Genomic DNA, 16012 nt, shown 5'->3' with positions numbered 1-16012 from the left:
GATGAAGCAGGAAGCGGCCGGTCGTTGGTTTCACCCTTCGGGGTGAAATCAATGACGATGCGCTGCGGAACGGTTGAAGGGGGTGATCATCGGGATGCTGATCCTTGCCGGTGGGTTGGGGAGACCGGCCCCCGGTCTGGGCGCCCGGGGGGCTGCGGAGAGCACGCCCTCCTATCGGGTGTTCCTCCCCTTGGTCATGCGGTCCCCCGCGGTCACCGCCCCGCCTCTGGAGTGGCTGCCCCGACTGAACGCCTACCGGGCCATGGCCGGCCTGCCGCCGGTGGTGGAGAACCCCGACTGGGGGATGGGTGCGAGAAGCAAGCCCGCTACATGGTGAAAAACGATGTCATCACCCATGCGGAGGACCCCGCTAACCCTTGGTATACCCCGGAGGGGGACGCCTGCGGACGGCACGCCAACGTCATGGTGAGCTCGAGCGCCACCGCCTCCGACGCCTATGCCATCGATGTCTGGATGCAGGCGCCTTTCCACGCCGTGGGCATGCTGGATCCCCGTCTCCTCCGGGTCGGCTACGGCGCTTACCGGGAGGCGGACGGCGGATGGCAGATGGGGGCCGCCCTGGATGTGCTGCGGGGATGGGAAGGGATCCCAGAGGGGATCGCTTTCCCGATCCGCTGGCCCGGGGAGGGGACCACCACCTTCCTGCGGGCCTTCGAGGTCGGCGAGTATCCCGATCCCCTGGCCCATTGTGGGTACTCGGCCCCCGCCGGGCTCCCCATCCTGATGCTGTTCGGCACCGGCTCCTTCACACCTTCCATCACCGCGCATCAGCTGCTGCGAGATGGGACGCCGGTGGCGCACTGCGTTTTCGACGAGACCACCTACACGCACCCGGACTCCGCCCAGCGATCCCTGGGCCGGGCCATCCTGAACAGCCGGGACGCGGTGGTGATCCTCCCGCGGGATCCCCTGGGCCCCGGCTCACGCTACACCGTCTCGATCACGGTCAACGGCCGGAGCTACACCTGGTCGTTCTTCGTCGCCGCCGGTGCCTCGGCGACCGCCATCGTGCCCGAGGCGCAGGTTCGCTGAAGATCCCCTGCGGAATCCACAAGGAGGGTATACGATGGACATCCGGAGAAGGTCATGGATCACCGGCCCGGGAGGACTGGGAGCCATCGGTGGGATGATCCTTTTCACCCTTCACGGTCTGGCAGGTGCCCCAGCGTCCTCCCCTCCCGTTCCATCGCCGGCTCCCTCCGGGACCGTCGAGGCGGAGGCCACTTACCGGGTCTTTTTGCCCCTGGTCCTCCGGAGCATCTGCGCGCCGATCCCGGGCGTCACCTATGAGGTCTTCCCAGTGATCAACCCGGTCTCTTTCAATGTGGCGGATAACCCGGACTACAATCTGCTGCTCCTGGGGTATGTGCCGGTGAATGAATACAAGGGCCTGGTCGATTACGGCGGAGGCTTCGATCCCGGTGCGCCCCAGCTTCGCTTCCTCTTCGGGGATCATCGGATCCCGGTCATCCTCAACACCTATAAGAACAACGGGTGGGACTGGGAGCGCCATCAGCGGCTGCCGCCTCCGCCGGGATGGCCTCCGGTCAGCGTCGTCGGCTTCGCCGTGAGCCCGGGGGAGATCCTCTATCTCCCGGACAGCGGCTATCGCATCGGGCTCGATTTCCAGGCCCACGTCCTTTACGCGGACGAGAACCAGATTACCTTGAAATACACCGCGGAGGACAGCACGGCTCAAGGATATACAGCGTATATCACGAACCTCTGCGTGGAACCCTCATTGCTGGCGCTGTATCGCCAGTGGAACGCGTGGGGGCGGAGTCGGCTGCCGGCGTTGCGGGGCGGCCAACCCCTTGGCCGGGCGCGGGGAACCCAAATCGATGTCGGAATTCGAGACAACAACGTCTTCATGGATCCTCGCTCCCGGAAGGACTGGTGGCAACGGTGAGCGCAAAGGATCCCATGGGGAGATGAGAAACCGCCTCCAGCGCGCTTCTGCTCCTCTATCCCTAACCGGAGAAGGCCCTCGGAATCCCCAGGCATCTGGATGGGATACCCGTGGGGCCACCCGCGTCCTCCCTCCTTTGCCACGCGCAGAGGATAGAGGATAGAATCGTTTTACCTTCGTGTCCTCTATCCTTCCCAGGAGCGGAGGCGGAGATGATGCCGAGACGATGGATTCCGATCGGCAGATGGCTTCTGGTCATTGGGATGCTTTTCAGCGTCCGCTTTTCCCCCAGCGCGGCCCCCGCGCAGGCCCAGTCGGCCCCCCATCTGGGTTACGGGGTGAACCCCACCTCCGCGGCTGATCCCGGCATCGGGGCCATGGGCTTCGATTGGACGAAGGTCTTCGGTCCCATTGGCACCCGGCTCCCGTATCGGGTCCTGCGCCGGCTGGATGTCGATGCGGATGTGCTGGGGAACCTGAGCGCATGGGGGGACTGGCTTGAGAATGAGGCGCGGACTCAGGCGGATTTCATCGAGGCCTGGGAGATCGGCAACGAGCCGAACCTCGACGCCTCTTACGGCTGGGCGGCGCCTCCCAATGCAGCGGATTACACCCGGGTCCTATGTGAGGCGTACCGCCGGATCAAGCGGGCGGATCCCACGGCCATCGTGGTCTCTGCCGGCTTGGCACCCACGGGCCGGGTTCCCTTCACCTGGAGCGGCCATCGCGGCTACTGTGCGCCGGGCGTGGGGTGGTGCCCGGGTTACTACCAGGATGAGCGGGAGTTCCTGCGGGAGATGCTTCAGGCCGGCGCGGCGAATTGCTTCGATGCGCTGGGCTTTCACCCCTATGGGTTCGCGGCTCCCGCTACCGCCGCCCCGGGCTCGCCGGAGTGCGGCCCAAACGACTTCTGTTTCCGGACGGTCGAGGTGATCCGGCAGATCATGGTGAGCGAGTTCGGGGTGGACAAGCCCATCTGGGCGACGGAGTTCGGCTGGCTGATCGATCCCGCCCAGGTGGGGCGGCCCGAGTGCCGAAATGATCCTTCTTTCAGCGGCCGGTTGTGGCAGCTGGTTTCTCCCCAGCAGCAGGCGGATTACCTGGTCCAGGCTTATCAGTGGGCGGAGACGAATTGGCCGTGGATGGGCGCAATGCTTCTGTTCAACTATGGCTTCTATAACCCCGGCAGCTGCGACCAGATGGGCTTCTATGACATCAAAGGCCGTCCGGCGGAGACCGCTCTTCGCAACATGGCCAAGAACCCGGTGCCGGCCCGCCCGGTCTGGAACAGCCCGCAGCTGCTCCTTTCAGATGTGGATGCGCCGGCCGTGCTCCGCGGGGCCTTCTGGGTGCACAACCGCTCCCCCGAGCCGCTTCAGTGGACCGTGCTGTCGGTTTCCTCCCCGGATTTCCCGCTCTGGGTGGATTCCTCTTCAGGGACCTATCGTCAGCCTCTTCCGTTCCGGGCAGATCCGTCTGGGAAGGCTCTGGGGGTGTATACCGCGACTGTCCGGGTGCGGGCGGCGCCGTGGGCGCCGATGAACCTTCCCGTCGAGGGGCGGGATCAGGACTTGACGGTGGTCCTCCGGGTGGTGCCGGAGGTCTACCGGGATTACCTGCCGCTGATCATGCGGTGATATGGGGATGGCTTGAGGATGAACCCGGGGAGGCCGTTGTCGCCTCCCCGGGCTTTTCGCAATCCTGTCGTGGGCGGAGAGAGGGCGCCGGTCTCAGGAGGCTGCTGAGCGCTTCAGCCATTCCGAGACCAGGCGGGGGGCCTGGTGGAGGGCCTCGCCGATCTTGCTCACGTCGCGGCCGCCGGCCTGGGCCAGGGTGGGGCGACCGCCCCCGCTGCCGCCCACCACCTGGGCCACCGCTCGCACCACCCGCACCGCATCCAGCCCCCGCTCGGCGAGGTCCGGCGTGACGGCGGCCACAAAGCTCGGCCGCCCGCCGATGATGGAGGCCAGCACGATCACCCCGTTGGTCCGCACCCGCTCCCGGAACCAGTCCGTCATCTCCCGCAGCTGCTCGATGTCCCCGACCCGGCTCTCGGCGGCCAGCACCTGAATGTCGCCCACCCGCTCCACCCGCTTCATCAGGGCCTCGAACTCCTGGCGCGCGACCTCCCGCCGCAGCCGGGCCAGCTCCTTTTCCAGGGATTGGATGCGGTCCAGCAGGTCCAGGACCTTGCGGTCCACCTCCTCCGGCCGCACCTCCAGGTAGGTGGCCGCGTGGCTCAGCCGCCGCATCCGGTCCTGGATCAGGCGCACCGCCTCCCGCCCGGTCACCGCCTCCAGGCGGCGGACGCCGGAGCCCACCCCGCCCTCGTAAGTGACCACGAAGGCCCCGATCTGTGAGGTGTTGTAAACGTGGGTCCCGCCGCACAGCTCCGCGCTGATGGGTGGCTCATCGGGCCACCCGATGCGGACCACCCGGACGATCTCCCCGTATTTCTCGCCGAACAGGGCCATGGCCCCGCTGGCGATAGCCTGTTGATACGGCTCGTAGCTCACGTTCACCGGGTAATCCATCAGGATGGCTTCGTTGATGTCGTAGACGATGGCGTCCAGCTCGTCCTGGCTGAGGATGGCCCCGTGGGTGAAGTCGAAGCGCAACCGGTCCGGCGCCACCAGGGAGCCGGCCTGGACCACGTGGGTGCCCAGCAGGGAGCGCAGCTCGGCGTGCAGAAGGTGGGTGGCGGTGTGGTTGCGCATGATGTCCCAGCGGCGCTCAAAGTCCACCACCGCCCAGGCCGGGTCACCCACCCGGGGGTGGCCGGACTTCACCCGGCCGATGTGAACAATGAGGCCGGGGATGGGCTGGCGGGTGTCTTCCACCTCGATCTCCCAGAGCGGGTCCCCGCCTCCCTCCGGGTAGCGGGCGATGTGACCGATGTCGCTCACCTGCCCGCCGCTCTCCACGTAGAAGCAGGTGGCGGGCAGGACGACTTCCACACGGTCGCCCGGGCGGGCCACCTGCACGGGCTCTCCGTTCACCAGGAGGGCGGCCACGGTGGTCTCGCGCTCCGTCCCGCTGTAGGGGTCGTATTCCACCCCCTGGTCGCCCACCAGTCCTTTGTCCTGGAGGGACGCCAGCAGCCGGCGATATCGGGCCAGCTGCTCGGTGTCCAGCTCGAAGCGCTCGGTGGCTCGCGCCCGTTCCCGCTGCTGGGCCATCGCCTGCTGGAAGCCGAGCTCATCCACCGCGAACCCGCGCTCCCGGGCCACGTCCCGGGTGATCTCCAGGGGGAGCCCGTAGGAATCATAGAGGCGGAAGGCTTCCTCGCCGGGCACGACCCGGGCCCCCCGGGTGGCCAGCTCCTGCAGCACCTCCTCCAGGCGGGAGAGCCCCAGGTCCAGGGTGCGCAGGAAGCGTTCCTCCTCCTGGGTGAGGGTGCGGAAGATGTGCTCCCGGCGGTCCACCAGCTCCCGATAGTGTGTGCCCATGATCTCAATCACCGCCTCCGCCACACGGGCCATGAAGGGCTCCTCGAAGCCGATCTTACGGCCGAAGCGGGCGGCCCGACGGATGATCATCCGCAGCACGTAGCCGCGGCCGACGTTCCCCGGCAGCACGCCATCCGCGATGAGGAAGGCGGCCGCGCGGGTGTGATCGGCGATCACCCGGTAGGCCACCATGTTCGCCTCCATCTCCGCGCGGGTGTGCCCGCGGATCTCCCGGGTCCGCTCGATGATGGGGACGAAGAGATCCGTCTCATAGTTGGAGAAAACTCCCTGGAGCACCGCGGCCAGCCGCTCCAGCCCCATCCCGGTGTCCACCCCCGGGCGGGGGAGAGGCACCCGCGTCCCATCGGCCTTCTGATCGAACTGCATGAACACCAGGTTCCACAGCTCCAGCCAGCGGTCGCATCCGTTGTCCAGGGCCACGCTGCAGTTCGGATCGCCGCATGTGCAATGCTCCGGCCCCCAGTCGTAGTGGATCTCCGAGGTCGGGCCGCAGGGGCCGGTGTCCCCCATCATCCAGAAGTTGGTTTTGTCCCCCATGCGGAAGACCCGCTCCCGCGGCGCGCCGATCTCCTCCACCCAGACGCGATAGGCTTCGTCGTCCTCCTGGTGGACGGTGAACACCAGCCGCTCCGGGTCCAGGCCGTAGACCTGGGTGAGGCACTCGAAGGCGTAATGAATGGCCTCGCGCTTGAAGTAATCGCCGAAGGAGAAGTTGCCCAGCATCTCGAAGAAGGTGTGGTGGCGAGGGCTGGGTCCCACGTTCTCCAGGTCGTTGTGCTTGCCGGATACCCGCATGCACTTCTGGACGGAAGCCGCCCGCTTGTAGGGGCGGGTCTCCAGGCCCAGGAAGACGTTCTTGAACTGGTTCATCCCGGCGTTGGTGAAGAGCAACGTGGGGTCCCCCACCGGCACCAGAGAGGAGCTGGGGACAATGGTGTGGCCCCGGGCCGCGAAAAAGTCCAGGAACGCTTGACGGATCTGCGCTGCGCTCATCCGAACCGTGTTCTGCTTTTCCATAACCCGCTACTCCTCCGGAGGGATCACAGGGTGTGTCCCGATTTTGGTGGGCCTGGCCACCTTGTAGGACAACTGCGAGCAGTTGTCCTACGATTTTGGGGCACACCCGGATCACAGATGGCCATCCGATTCGATCCCTGGCTTCGAGCCCCTGCTATGCCACCGCAGGCAGGAACTCTCGCACGTCGACCACCACCCCTGCCCGCAGGGCATCCTCGGCCTTCGCAAGGAGTTCCTGGGCCACCTCAGGGCTCAAATACACCTCTCCGCAGTTCTGACAGATTTCCCCCGGCACATTGCGAATCACCAGGGTTGCTCCGGCTCGTTGAAAGACGATCGTTGTGGTGCCCGGCCGGGTCTCTCCGTGTTTGCAGATCACACATTTCATTTGCGCCGCCTCCGGAAATCGCTTTCCCACAAAGCGGGATCAGGCTCATATACTGTGATCACAATCAGGACGTTTCCAACTGGATCATCTGCTACAACCACGTGAAGAGGGCGATCGCCGACCCAACCTAAGATCAGCCGGCTCGGATAAGGCTCGTCATCCGGATAGGTCGCAATCGTCTCTCCTGTTTTCAGTACGGATTCAACCTCTTCCATCGATATATGGCGTTCTAGCATCCGCTGCAACGCGTGGGCTCGGAAAACGATGTGCTTCGCTGTCATGTTCGGCTACCCGGCGGGAATCAGCCATCAACGGCTGGGCATGCCTTGGGGCCCGCTTCAGTCTTTTTGGCCCCTTCCTCTAATTTTATTCGAGAGGAAGAGGAATTCGCCATGTCATTTTTGCCCCTTGCTTACCCGGGTCTTCCTGATGGGTCCGGTCCGGGGAGCGTCTTTCAGCAGGCTGGGCTTTGCCCGGAGCAGCCGTCCGGCTCCGGCCAGCAAGGATTCCTCATCGTCGTTCATATCCTCGCCCGCTCAGCCGCGGGTCCAGGGCGTCCCGCAGGCCGTCTCCCAGCAGGTTGAAGGCCAGCACGGTGAGCATGATGGCGATGCCGGGGAAGAAGACCAGATGAGGGGCGTTGAAGACGCTGTTGCGCTCCTCCCCCAGCATCAGCCCCCACTCCGGCTTGGGCACCTCCGCCCCCAGCCCGAGGAAGGAGAGGGCGGCCGCATCCAGGATGGCCGTGGCGATCCCCAGGGTTCCCTGGACGATCAGGGGGGTCAGGGCGTTGGGCAGGATGTGGACGAAGAGGAGCCGCAGGGGCGAGGCGCCCACCGCCCGGGCGGCCATCACGTAATCCAGCTCCTTGACCGCCAGGACGCTGGCCCGGACGATGCGGGCATAGACCGGGATGGAAACGAAGCCGATGGCCAGCAGGGCATTGATCAGCCCGGGGCCCAGCACGCTGACGATGGCGATGGCCAGCAACAGGCTGGGGAAGGCGAGGATCACGTCCATCACCCGCATGATGGCGTTGTCCAGCCAGCCCCCCGCGTATCCCGCGATGGCCCCCAACAGCCCGCCCACGATGATGGCGAAGGTGATGGTGGAGAAGCCGATCTGCAGCGAGAGCCGCGAGCCGTGAACCACCCGGGAGAACAGGTCCCGGTTGTTCCCGTCGATGCCGAAGAGGTGCTGGGGCCGATCACGGGGGCAGCCGAGCAGATGGATGCAAGGCGGCGAGCGGCGCTGCACGTTGGGGAGGGGCTTGATGGGATCGTAAGGGGCGATGGCATCGGCGAAGATCGCCGTGAACACCATCAGGCCCAGCAGGAAGAAACCCACCTGGGCTGACCGATGGCGGATCAGACGGCGCAGCGCCTCCAGGGTCGGCGAGCGCCGGGGCAGGACCAGTTCCTGAGTCAGGGGTTGGGCGACCGCGCGCATCGTTCAATCCAACCGGATGCGAGGATCCAGATACGCATACGAAAGATCCACGATCAGGTTGATCAGAGCGAACATCACCGCCACCGCCAGGGTGAAGCCCTGGACCACCGGGTAGTCCCGGGCGAGGATGGCGGAGACCAGCTGGGTTCCCACGCCAGGGAGGGAGAAGACCGTCTCCGTGAGCACCGCTCCGGAGAGCAGGCTGCCGGTCTGCAGCCCCACCACCGTGACGATGGGGATCATGGCGTTGCGCATAGCGTGGCGGACCAGCACGATGCGTTCCCGCAGGCCCTTCGCCCGCGCTGTCCGGATGTAGTCCTCCCCCAGCACCTCCAGCAGGCTGGACCGGGTCATGCGGGCGATGATGGAAAGCGGGATGGTGCCCACGGCCACCGAGGGGAGGATGAGATGGCGGACTGCATCCCAGAAGGCCGCGAGGTTCCCCGTCACCAGGCTGTTGAAAAGCACCGAGTTCGAGAGGAAGATGAGCGCCACCCGGGGGAAGCCCTCTACATCCTCCAGCCCCCAGACCCGGCTCAAAGGGGGCAGGGAGAGGCCGGGGGAAAGGCGCCCGGAGGGCGGCAGGAAGAGAGGCGTGTCCTTGAAGACCAGCGCGAACACGTAAGCCAGCATCAGGCCCAGCCAGAAAACCGGCATGGAAACCCCGACGTTGGCCAGCACCATGGTGGCGACATCGATGGGAGAGTTCTGATGGATGGCGGAGAGGACCCCCAGGGTGATGCCCACGGTGGTGGCGAACAGGATGGCCCCGATGGTGAGCTCAATGGTCATGGGCAGCCGCTCCGCCAGGATCACCGCCACCGGCCGCCCAGTGCTGATGGAGGTCCCCAGATCCCCTTTCAGGATCTGGATCCCATAGCGGGCGAATTGGACGGGGAGAGGATCCTTGAGGCCGAAGCGCTCTTTGAAAGCCTCGCACTGGGCCTTGGTGGCCCGCTCCCCCAACATGACCAGACAGGGATCCCCCGGGATCAGGCGCACCATGACGAAGACCACCAGGAGGATCCCGAGGAACACCGGGATCAGCGCGGCCGTGCGACGAATGACGTAACGGGACATCCGGACTCCGTTTGGCTCCCTTCCCGTGTGCTTTCCATCTTACCTAATTTTACCCATCTCGACAGAGCGACGCTCCGTCTGACGCCTCAGGAGGGAAGATTGGATCCTTTCGGGAGCGGGCGATCGGCTCCGCGCAGTCCTTCCCGGAGGAACAGCAGGAGGCCGACCAGGGTGATGGGCAGCCAGAGGACCAGATGGAGGATCAGGGTATAGGCAAGGGCGACGGGGCCCGGGATCCCGAAGGCCCTCAGCACCGCCACCCCGGGCGCCTCAAAGGTCCCGATGTAGCCCGGCGCGGAGGGGAGGGCGGTGGCCAGGTTCACCGCCGCGGTCATCGTCAGCAGGGAGAAGAACGAGGTGCGGAATGGGAAAGCCATCAGAACCAGCCCGTAGGTCCCGGCCTCCGCCAGCCAAATCAGGGCAGTCAGCCCGGCCACGGCGAGGGCCCGCGAAGGCGCTCGCAGCACCTGCAGGCCGTCCATAAACCGAGAGAGGAACCCGAACAGCCATTCCCCGGGTCGCCCGGGCCACCGCTGGGCCATCCGTTCCAGAACCGTCCGCAGCCTTTCCGCTGCGTGGGCGATCCCCACGAGGAGCGCCAGCGCTCCGCCGAAGAGCAGGCTGCTCCCGATCACCGCGGGGCGCAGGAGGCCCGGCAGGGGGAAAGCAAGCAAGGCGGCCATCCCCAACAGCAGCATCATCCACCCGTCGAACACCCGCTCGACCACGATGGTCCCCAGGGACGCGCCGATGCGGATGCCGCTCCGGCGCTGCAACACATAAGCCCGCAGCACCTCCCCGGCCCGCGCCGGATACAGGTTGTTCCCCATATAGCCGATGGCCAGGGCAACGAAGCGGTCCCCGAAGCGAGCGGGCGGAAGGCCGTGGAGCAGGATCCCCCAGCGCCACGTGCGCAGGAGGACGGGGATGAAGTAAAACATCGCCCCCGCTCCAAGCCATTCGATCCGCAGGCTCCACAGGATCCGCGCCGTCTCCTCGAGATGCATCCCCCGCAGGGTCCACGCCAGCAACGCTGCGCTGAGGAGAACGCCGAGCAGCAATCCGATCCGTCGTTGCATCGGAACGCTCCGGTCTTCGGGTGGGCTCAGGAAGCGGGGGCGAAGTCCTCCACGTGGAGGGTCAGGCGGGGCTCTCCGTTCCAGCGCTCCGCCCGCAGCTCGAACACCAGGTCCAGCCGCGTTCCCGGGCGGGCCTCTGCGGCTCGATCCCCCTGCCGGAAGGCGATGGCGTCCCACACCGGTCCGCCCTCGGGCAGAGTGAGCACCATGCGCAGGTGCTGGCCGTCGTTCCCCACCGTCCGCGCCTGGCGGACGATGGCGTTGCGGCACAGGAAGCGGGGAGCCGGGTTGCCGTAACCGTAGGGTTCCAGGCTGGCGATCCATTCATACAGCTGCCAGTTCACCTCCTGGAGGGGAAGCACCGCTTCAACGGTGAGGGCGGGCTGCAGCTCGCGGGCGCTGAGGGCCTGCGTCGCCAGCTCCATCAGGCGCTCCCGGAGCCGCTCCAGGTTCTCCCGCCGCACCACGAACCCTGCGGCTGCCGCGTGGCCCCCGTGGCGCACCAAGAGATCCGCGCAGGCGTCCAGGGCCTGGGTGATGTGGAACTCCGGGATGCTGCGGGCGGAGCCGCGGCCCTCCTCCCCCATCAGGCTGACGATGACCGCCGGGCGGTAGAACGCCTCCGCCAGCCGGCCGGCAGCCAGCCCCACCACCCCCGGCCGGAAGGCCTCGGAGGCCGCGAACAGCAACCAGGGCACCGTGTCTCCTGGGATCGCCAGGGCACGCGCAGCCTCCTCGGTGATCTGGGTCAGGGCCTGTCGCTCCCGGTTCTGGCGGTCCAGCTCCTCGGCGATGGCCCGGGCCTCCGCCGGGTCCGATGTGGTCAGAAGCCGGTAGGCGGCCTGAGCGTGCTCCAGCCGCCCCGCGGCGTTCAGGCGGGGGGCCAGGATGAAGGAGATCGCCCAGGGATCCACCCGGGAGGGCTCCAGACCGGCCACCTCGCAGAGGGCCCGCAAGCCCGGGCGGGCCGGATCCCGCAGCCGCTCCAGTCCTTCGGCGACCAGACCCCGGTTCTCCCCCAGCAACGGGACCATATCAGCGACCGTTCCCAGGGCCACCAGATCCAGGAAATCCTCCGGCGAGAAGGGCGCGCGCGGATGTTGCGCCTTCAACGCCTGCACCAGCCGGAAGGCCACGCCCACCCCGGCCAGATCCTTGAAGGGATAGGGGCACTCCGGCTGCCGCGGATTAATCAGGAGGGCCGGGGGGAGGACCGGGCCGGGCAGGTGGTGGTCGGTGAGGATAAGCTCCAATCCCAGTTCACGGGCCAAGCCGGCCTCCGCCACCGCCCGGGCCCCGCAGTCCACGCTGATGACCACCCGCACCCCCGCCGCGGCCAATCCTCTGAGGGCCTCCCCGTTCAGGCCGTAGCCTTCCGTCTCCCGGTGCGGGATATACGGGCGCACCCGCGCGCCCAGGGCCTGTAGCGCCTGGACCAGCATGGCGGTGGCCGTGACGCCATCCACGTCGTAGTCCCCGTAAACGGCGATGAGCTCTTCCTGACGGATGGCCCGCTCCAGGCGCTCGAGGGCTTCGATCATCCCCTTCATCTGGAAGGGATCGCCGGCCGTCCCGGCGCGACGCCGGAACGCCGCGGCCTCGGCTGCGGAGGTGATCCCCCGATGATAGAGGAGATCCTGGAGCAGCGGAGGCCATCCGGCCAGCGCTGCCCGAACGGCCTCCGGGGCCGGCGGGGCCAGTTGCCAGACCCGACGTCCTCGCCCGACGATGGGAGCCTCCGGTGGGCGCATCCTTCCGCATCCTGAGGGCAGGATCATCGGTCCTGATTGTAGAAGCGCGTGCGGCCACGCGTCAACAGGCGGCGAGATGCCGCTGTTGGACATCCGGCGCTTTTCCGCTCTCAGAGATCAGCTGTGAGGGACTTGTCAAAGCCTTCGGCGCATGGGAAGATGAGGGCATCCTGGAGCGGGAGGGATTCCCATGGGCGAAGCGATGCCCCTTGCAGGCCCGGAAGCAGGGCCCTCCGCCGAGGAACGGCAGTGGGCGATGCTGGCCCACCTGAGCGTTCTGCTGAACCTGGTCACTGCCCTGGGCGGCCCCATCGCGGCCTTCCTGATCTACCTGTTTTACCGGGAGCGATCCCGCTACGTGGCCTCCCAAGCGCTGCAGGCGCTGATCTTTCAGCTGTTCGCCTGGGTGGTCGCTGGGGTGATCGCAGCGGCGCTGTGGGTGGTTTCTCTGCCGCTGACCGCCGTGATCATCGGGTTCTGCCTCATGCCGGTCGCATGCCTGGCGTCTCTGATCCCCCTGGGGGCGCTGGCGTATGGGGTGGTGGGGGGAGTTGCGTGCAGCCGGGGGGAGGATTTCCGCTACTGGTTGATCGGGGACTGGGTCGCGGCCACCTTCACGTAAGGGCGGATCCCGATGGGGTGGGGGAGGGATTTCACCGGACATGAGACTTGCCATGGGATAGTTGCCGCTGGGGCACGCAAGGGCTGTCCACAAGGCCTGGTGCCTAAGGATCCTTTTTCTCCTACGCGTAATCGCGGATGATCCTGATGATGCCGGTGTTGCTCTGGTGCCCATAGATCGGGTTATAGTCTGTAGATCGGTTGCGCGGTCCATAGGGGCTCGATAAAATATAGGCTAAGATCCCCTTTGTGGGAGGAGAAGATGGTTCCTCATCGGCGGCACTGGATCGTGGTCAGCCTGTTCCTTGGTGTGTCCCTGATCCTCGCGGCGTGTGCCCAGACGCCCACGCCTGCCCCGGCAACCGCCACCGCTCCGGCCGCGCCTCAGCCGACCCCCACGCCCGCCCCTGCCCAGCCCACCGCCACCCCCACCGCCGCGCCGAAGGAGATCATCTTCGGGATGTTGCTGGTGGGGCCTTACAACGACCGGGGCTGGAGCCAGGCCCACTATGAGGCCGGCAAATACGTGGAGCAGAAGCTCCCTGGGGCGAAGATGCTTTACATCGACAAAGTCAACCCCGCCGATCGTCCGGGGACCACTGCCTCCCAGCTGGCCGAAGAGCTGGTGGCCAAAGGCGCGAAGGTGATCATCTTCAACTCCGATGACCACAAGGACGAGGCCATCAAGTTCGCCAAGGCCCATCCGGACATCGTGGTCATCCACGCCTCCGGGGATGACGCCTGGAAGGAGGGGAAGAACTACAAGGGCATCCCCAACCTGGCCAACGTGATGGGCCAGATGGAATACGGCAAGATGATCGCCGGGTGCGCGGCAGCCCTGACCACCCAGACCGGCAAGATCGGGTATCTGGGGCCGCTGATCAACGATGAAACCCGCCGTCTGGCTGCCTCCGCCTATCTGGGGGCGAAGTATTGCTGGGAGAAGTATCTCGGCAAGCCGGCCAAGGATCTCAAGTTCAAGGTGACCTGGATCGGCTTCTGGTTCCACATCCCGGGCGTGACAGCCGATCCCACCCAGGTGGCCCAGGACTTCATCAACTCCGGCTACGATGTGATCATCTCTGGCATCGACACCACCGAGGCCCTCCGGGAGGCTGCCAAGGCGACCCAGGCCGGGAAGAAGGTGTGGGCTATCCCTTATGATTACATCGGCGCCTGCGAGGAGGCCCCCGACGTCTGCCTGGGCGTCCCGTATTTCAACTGGGGTCCTTCCTACCTGGCCCATATCAAGGCCGTCATGGAGGGCACTTGGAAGCCGTCCTGGGACTGGGTGGGGCCGGACTGGAAGGATATCAACAACCCGGACACCAGCCACGTGGGGTTCCTGAAGGGCAAGGCCCTGAGCCCGGAGGCTTCGGCGAAGCTGGATGAGTTCATCAAGGGCCTGGGCGATGGCTCCATCCAGCTGTGGAAGGGGCCGATCCGCCTGCAGGATGGGACGCTCTACGTGGAGGAGGGGAAGGTGGCCACCCCGCAGCAGATCTGGTATCTGCCGCAGCTGCTGGAGGGAATGGAAGGCCAGAGCGTCCCGACGCAGTAGCCACCGCCAGGCTCAGAGGGTTGGGTCCAAGGAGCAGGAGGGGCGGTCTGGAACCGCCCCTCCTGTGTAACAGGCGTAAAATAAAACGCGGAGGTCTCTTGCCCGGTCCTTGGGGTCAAAGCCGCAGGAGGGCACGGGCTCTAGGGAGGGGCTTTGGCAGCAGACGGAGGCTTGATCCGGAGGCGCCTCTTCATATGAAAGTCGAAATGCGCCATATCTATAAGTCCTTCGGGCCGGTTCGGGCCCTCCAGGACGTCAGCCTCACCGTCCAGGCGGGCACGATCCACGGCCTGCTGGGGGAGAACGGGGCCGGCAAGACCACCTTGATGAAGATCCTCTCCGGGTATCTGCGGCCGGATCGGGGGGAGATCCTGCTGGATGGCCAGGCGGTTCGCTTTCGATCCCCCGCGGAAGGCCTCCGGCATGGGATCGGGATGCTCCACCAGGACCCCATGGATTTCCCCGCCCTCTCCGTCCTGGACAATTTCATGATGGGCCATGAGGGTGGGTTGTGGCTGGACCGGCGGGGAGCGCGGCGCGCCCTGAAGGAGCTGGCCGATGCCTTCGGGTTCGACTTGGATCCAGATGCCCGGGTGGACAGTCTGACGGTGGGCGAGCGTCAGCAGCTGGAGCTGCTCCGTCTGCTCTGGCGTGGGGTGCGGGTGCTCATCCTGGATGAGCCGACCACCGGGATCAGCGCGCCTCAGAAGGTTCGCCTCTTCGCCACACTGCGCCGCCTCGCCGAGGAGGGGAAGGCGGTGATCTTCGTCACCCATAAGCTGGAGGAGGTGGAGGAGCTCTGCCATCGGGTCACCGTGCTGCGCCAGGGCCGCCTGGCCGGGGAAGTCATCCCTCCCTATTCGCCCGCCCGCCTGATCGAGCTGATGTTCGGTCGGCCGGTGCCCATGCCGGAGCGGGAGCGGATCCCCCTTGGGGAGCCGGTCCTTGAGGTGCAGGACCTGGTGGTCGGGGATCACCGGCTCCGGCTCAGCCGGGTTCGGCTCACCGTGCGGGCCGGTGAGATCATCGGGCTGGCCGGGATGGAAGGCAGCGGCCAGCAGTTGCTGATGCGCGCCTGCGCCGGCCTCATCCGCCCCTGGGAGGGCACCATCCGGGTGTCCGGCCGGGATCTCACCGGGAAGCCCTACTCGGCCTTCCTGGAGGCAGGGGTGCTCTATGTTCCGGCCAACCGCCTGGAGGAGGGGCTGATCCCCGGGCTGACGCTGACGGAGCACTTCCAGCTGGTGTATCCCAACGGCCGCCATTTGATCGATTGGGAGCAGGCCCGGGCGGAAGCCCAGCGCCGCATCCGGGAGTTCCACATCCGGGGGAGGCCGGAGACGCCCGTGGAAGCCCTCTCCGGCGGGAACCAGCAGCGCACGCTCCTGGCCCTGATCCGGACGCCCGCCCGGCTGCTGCTCCTGGAGCATCCCACCCGGGGACTGGATGTGGAGTCCAGCCTGTGGGTCTGGGAGCGGCTGAAGGAGCGGGCCCGCCAGGGCACCGCGCTGATGGTCGTCTCTTCAGACCTTCAGGAGCTCATGCAGTATTGCCATCGCATCGTGGTGTTCTTCAGCGGCCGGGTTTCCGAGCCCATTGACGCCGAGCAGCTCACCCTTGACCGGCTCGGCCACATGATCGCCGGGCGAGGGTGGTGAGAGATCAT

14 protein-coding genes are annotated in these 16012 nt (G+C 66.4%); 7 read left to right on the top strand and 7 right to left on the bottom strand.

What is annotated here, in order from left to right; translation table 11 throughout:
• Positions 1–94 precede the first annotated feature (94 nt).
• The 4 genes from CFB18_RS08970 (at position 95) to CFB18_RS08955 (ending at position 3567) form a co-directional block, all read left to right on the top strand.
• Positions 95–337 carry a YLP-box putative sorting motif-containing protein gene (locus tag CFB18_RS08970; protein WP_143597567.1) on the top strand — a complete coding sequence of 81 codons (243 nt, stop codon included), beginning with the start codon at positions 95–97 and terminating at the stop codon, positions 335–337.
• Positions 331–1053: a CAP domain-containing protein gene (locus CFB18_RS08965; protein ID WP_088571475.1), complete on the top strand. Its 723-nt coding sequence runs from the start codon at positions 331–333 to the stop codon at positions 1051–1053. The genes CFB18_RS08970 and CFB18_RS08965 overlap by 7 nt, the downstream gene beginning before the upstream one ends.
• 34 nt (positions 1054–1087) lie before the next feature.
• Entirely contained in the window at positions 1088–1930 is an 843-nt protein-coding gene (locus CFB18_RS08960) for a hypothetical protein (protein WP_088571474.1), read from the top strand.
• 215 nt (positions 1931–2145) lie between these two features.
• A complete protein-coding gene (locus CFB18_RS08955; protein WP_143597566.1) occupies positions 2146–3567 on the top strand; it encodes a hypothetical protein in 1422 nt (473 codons plus the stop codon).
• Between the two features lie 93 nt (positions 3568–3660).
• On the opposite strand, the gene alaS is transcribed toward CFB18_RS08955, so the two are convergent.
• The 7 genes from alaS to recJ form a co-directional block, all read right to left on the bottom strand.
• Positions 3661–6417: an alanine--tRNA ligase gene (gene alaS, locus CFB18_RS08950; RefSeq protein WP_200808143.1), complete on the bottom strand. Its 2757-nt coding sequence runs from the start codon at positions 6415–6417 to the stop codon at positions 3661–3663.
• A 154-nt stretch (positions 6418–6571) separates the two neighbouring features.
• On the bottom strand, positions 6572–6805 hold the full coding sequence (locus tag CFB18_RS08945; protein WP_088571472.1) for a type II toxin-antitoxin system MqsA family antitoxin: 234 nt from the start codon (positions 6803–6805) through the stop codon (positions 6572–6574).
• Positions 6802–7086 (bottom strand): DUF4258 domain-containing protein, encoded by a 285-nt coding sequence (locus CFB18_RS16525; RefSeq protein WP_088571471.1) that lies wholly within the window; start codon positions 7084–7086, stop codon positions 6802–6804. Before CFB18_RS16525 ends, CFB18_RS08945 begins: the two co-directional genes overlap by 4 nt.
• Positions 7087–7315: 229 nt before the next feature.
• On the bottom strand, positions 7316–8254 hold the full coding sequence (locus CFB18_RS08935; RefSeq protein ID WP_088571470.1) for an ABC transporter permease: 939 nt from the start codon (positions 8252–8254) through the stop codon (positions 7316–7318).
• A gap of 3 nt (positions 8255–8257) precedes the next feature.
• A complete protein-coding gene (locus CFB18_RS08930; protein ID WP_088571469.1) occupies positions 8258–9334 on the bottom strand; it encodes an ABC transporter permease in 1077 nt (358 codons plus the stop codon).
• An 86-nt stretch (positions 9335–9420) separates the two neighbouring features.
• The gene (locus CFB18_RS08925; RefSeq protein WP_088571468.1) at positions 9421–10413 is read right to left on the bottom strand and encodes a lysylphosphatidylglycerol synthase transmembrane domain-containing protein; all 993 of its coding nucleotides are present in this window, start codon (positions 10411–10413) and stop codon (positions 9421–9423) included.
• 26 nt (positions 10414–10439) lie between these two features.
• Positions 10440–12164, bottom strand: a complete 1725-nt coding sequence (gene recJ / locus CFB18_RS08920) for a single-stranded-DNA-specific exonuclease RecJ (protein WP_159461665.1) — start codon at positions 12162–12164, stop codon at positions 10440–10442.
• Between the two features lie 190 nt (positions 12165–12354).
• On the opposite strand from recJ, the gene CFB18_RS08915 reads away from it, so the two are divergent.
• The 3 genes from CFB18_RS08915 to CFB18_RS08905 all read left to right on the top strand — a co-directional run bounded on the left by CFB18_RS08915 (position 12355) and on the right by CFB18_RS08905 (position 16004).
• On the top strand, positions 12355–12786 hold the full coding sequence (locus tag CFB18_RS08915; protein ID WP_088571466.1) for a DUF4870 domain-containing protein: 432 nt from the start codon (positions 12355–12357) through the stop codon (positions 12784–12786).
• A gap of 261 nt (positions 12787–13047) precedes the next feature.
• The gene (locus CFB18_RS08910) at positions 13048–14346 is read left to right on the top strand and encodes a BMP family lipoprotein (protein WP_088571465.1); all 1299 of its coding nucleotides are present in this window, start codon (positions 13048–13050) and stop codon (positions 14344–14346) included.
• 194 nt (positions 14347–14540) lie between these two features.
• Positions 14541–16004, top strand: a complete 1464-nt coding sequence (locus tag CFB18_RS08905; RefSeq protein ID WP_088571464.1) for an ABC transporter ATP-binding protein — start codon at positions 14541–14543, stop codon at positions 16002–16004.
• Positions 16005–16012: the final 8 nt, after the last annotated feature.

The sequence above is a fragment of the Thermoflexus hugenholtzii JAD2 genome, assembly GCF_900187885.1.
GTDB classification, from domain to species: Bacteria; Chloroflexota; Anaerolineae; order Thermoflexales; family Thermoflexaceae; genus Thermoflexus; species Thermoflexus hugenholtzii.
The sequence above is the reverse complement of the archived record's forward strand: the minus strand, read 5'-3'. Positions and strand labels throughout refer to the sequence as shown.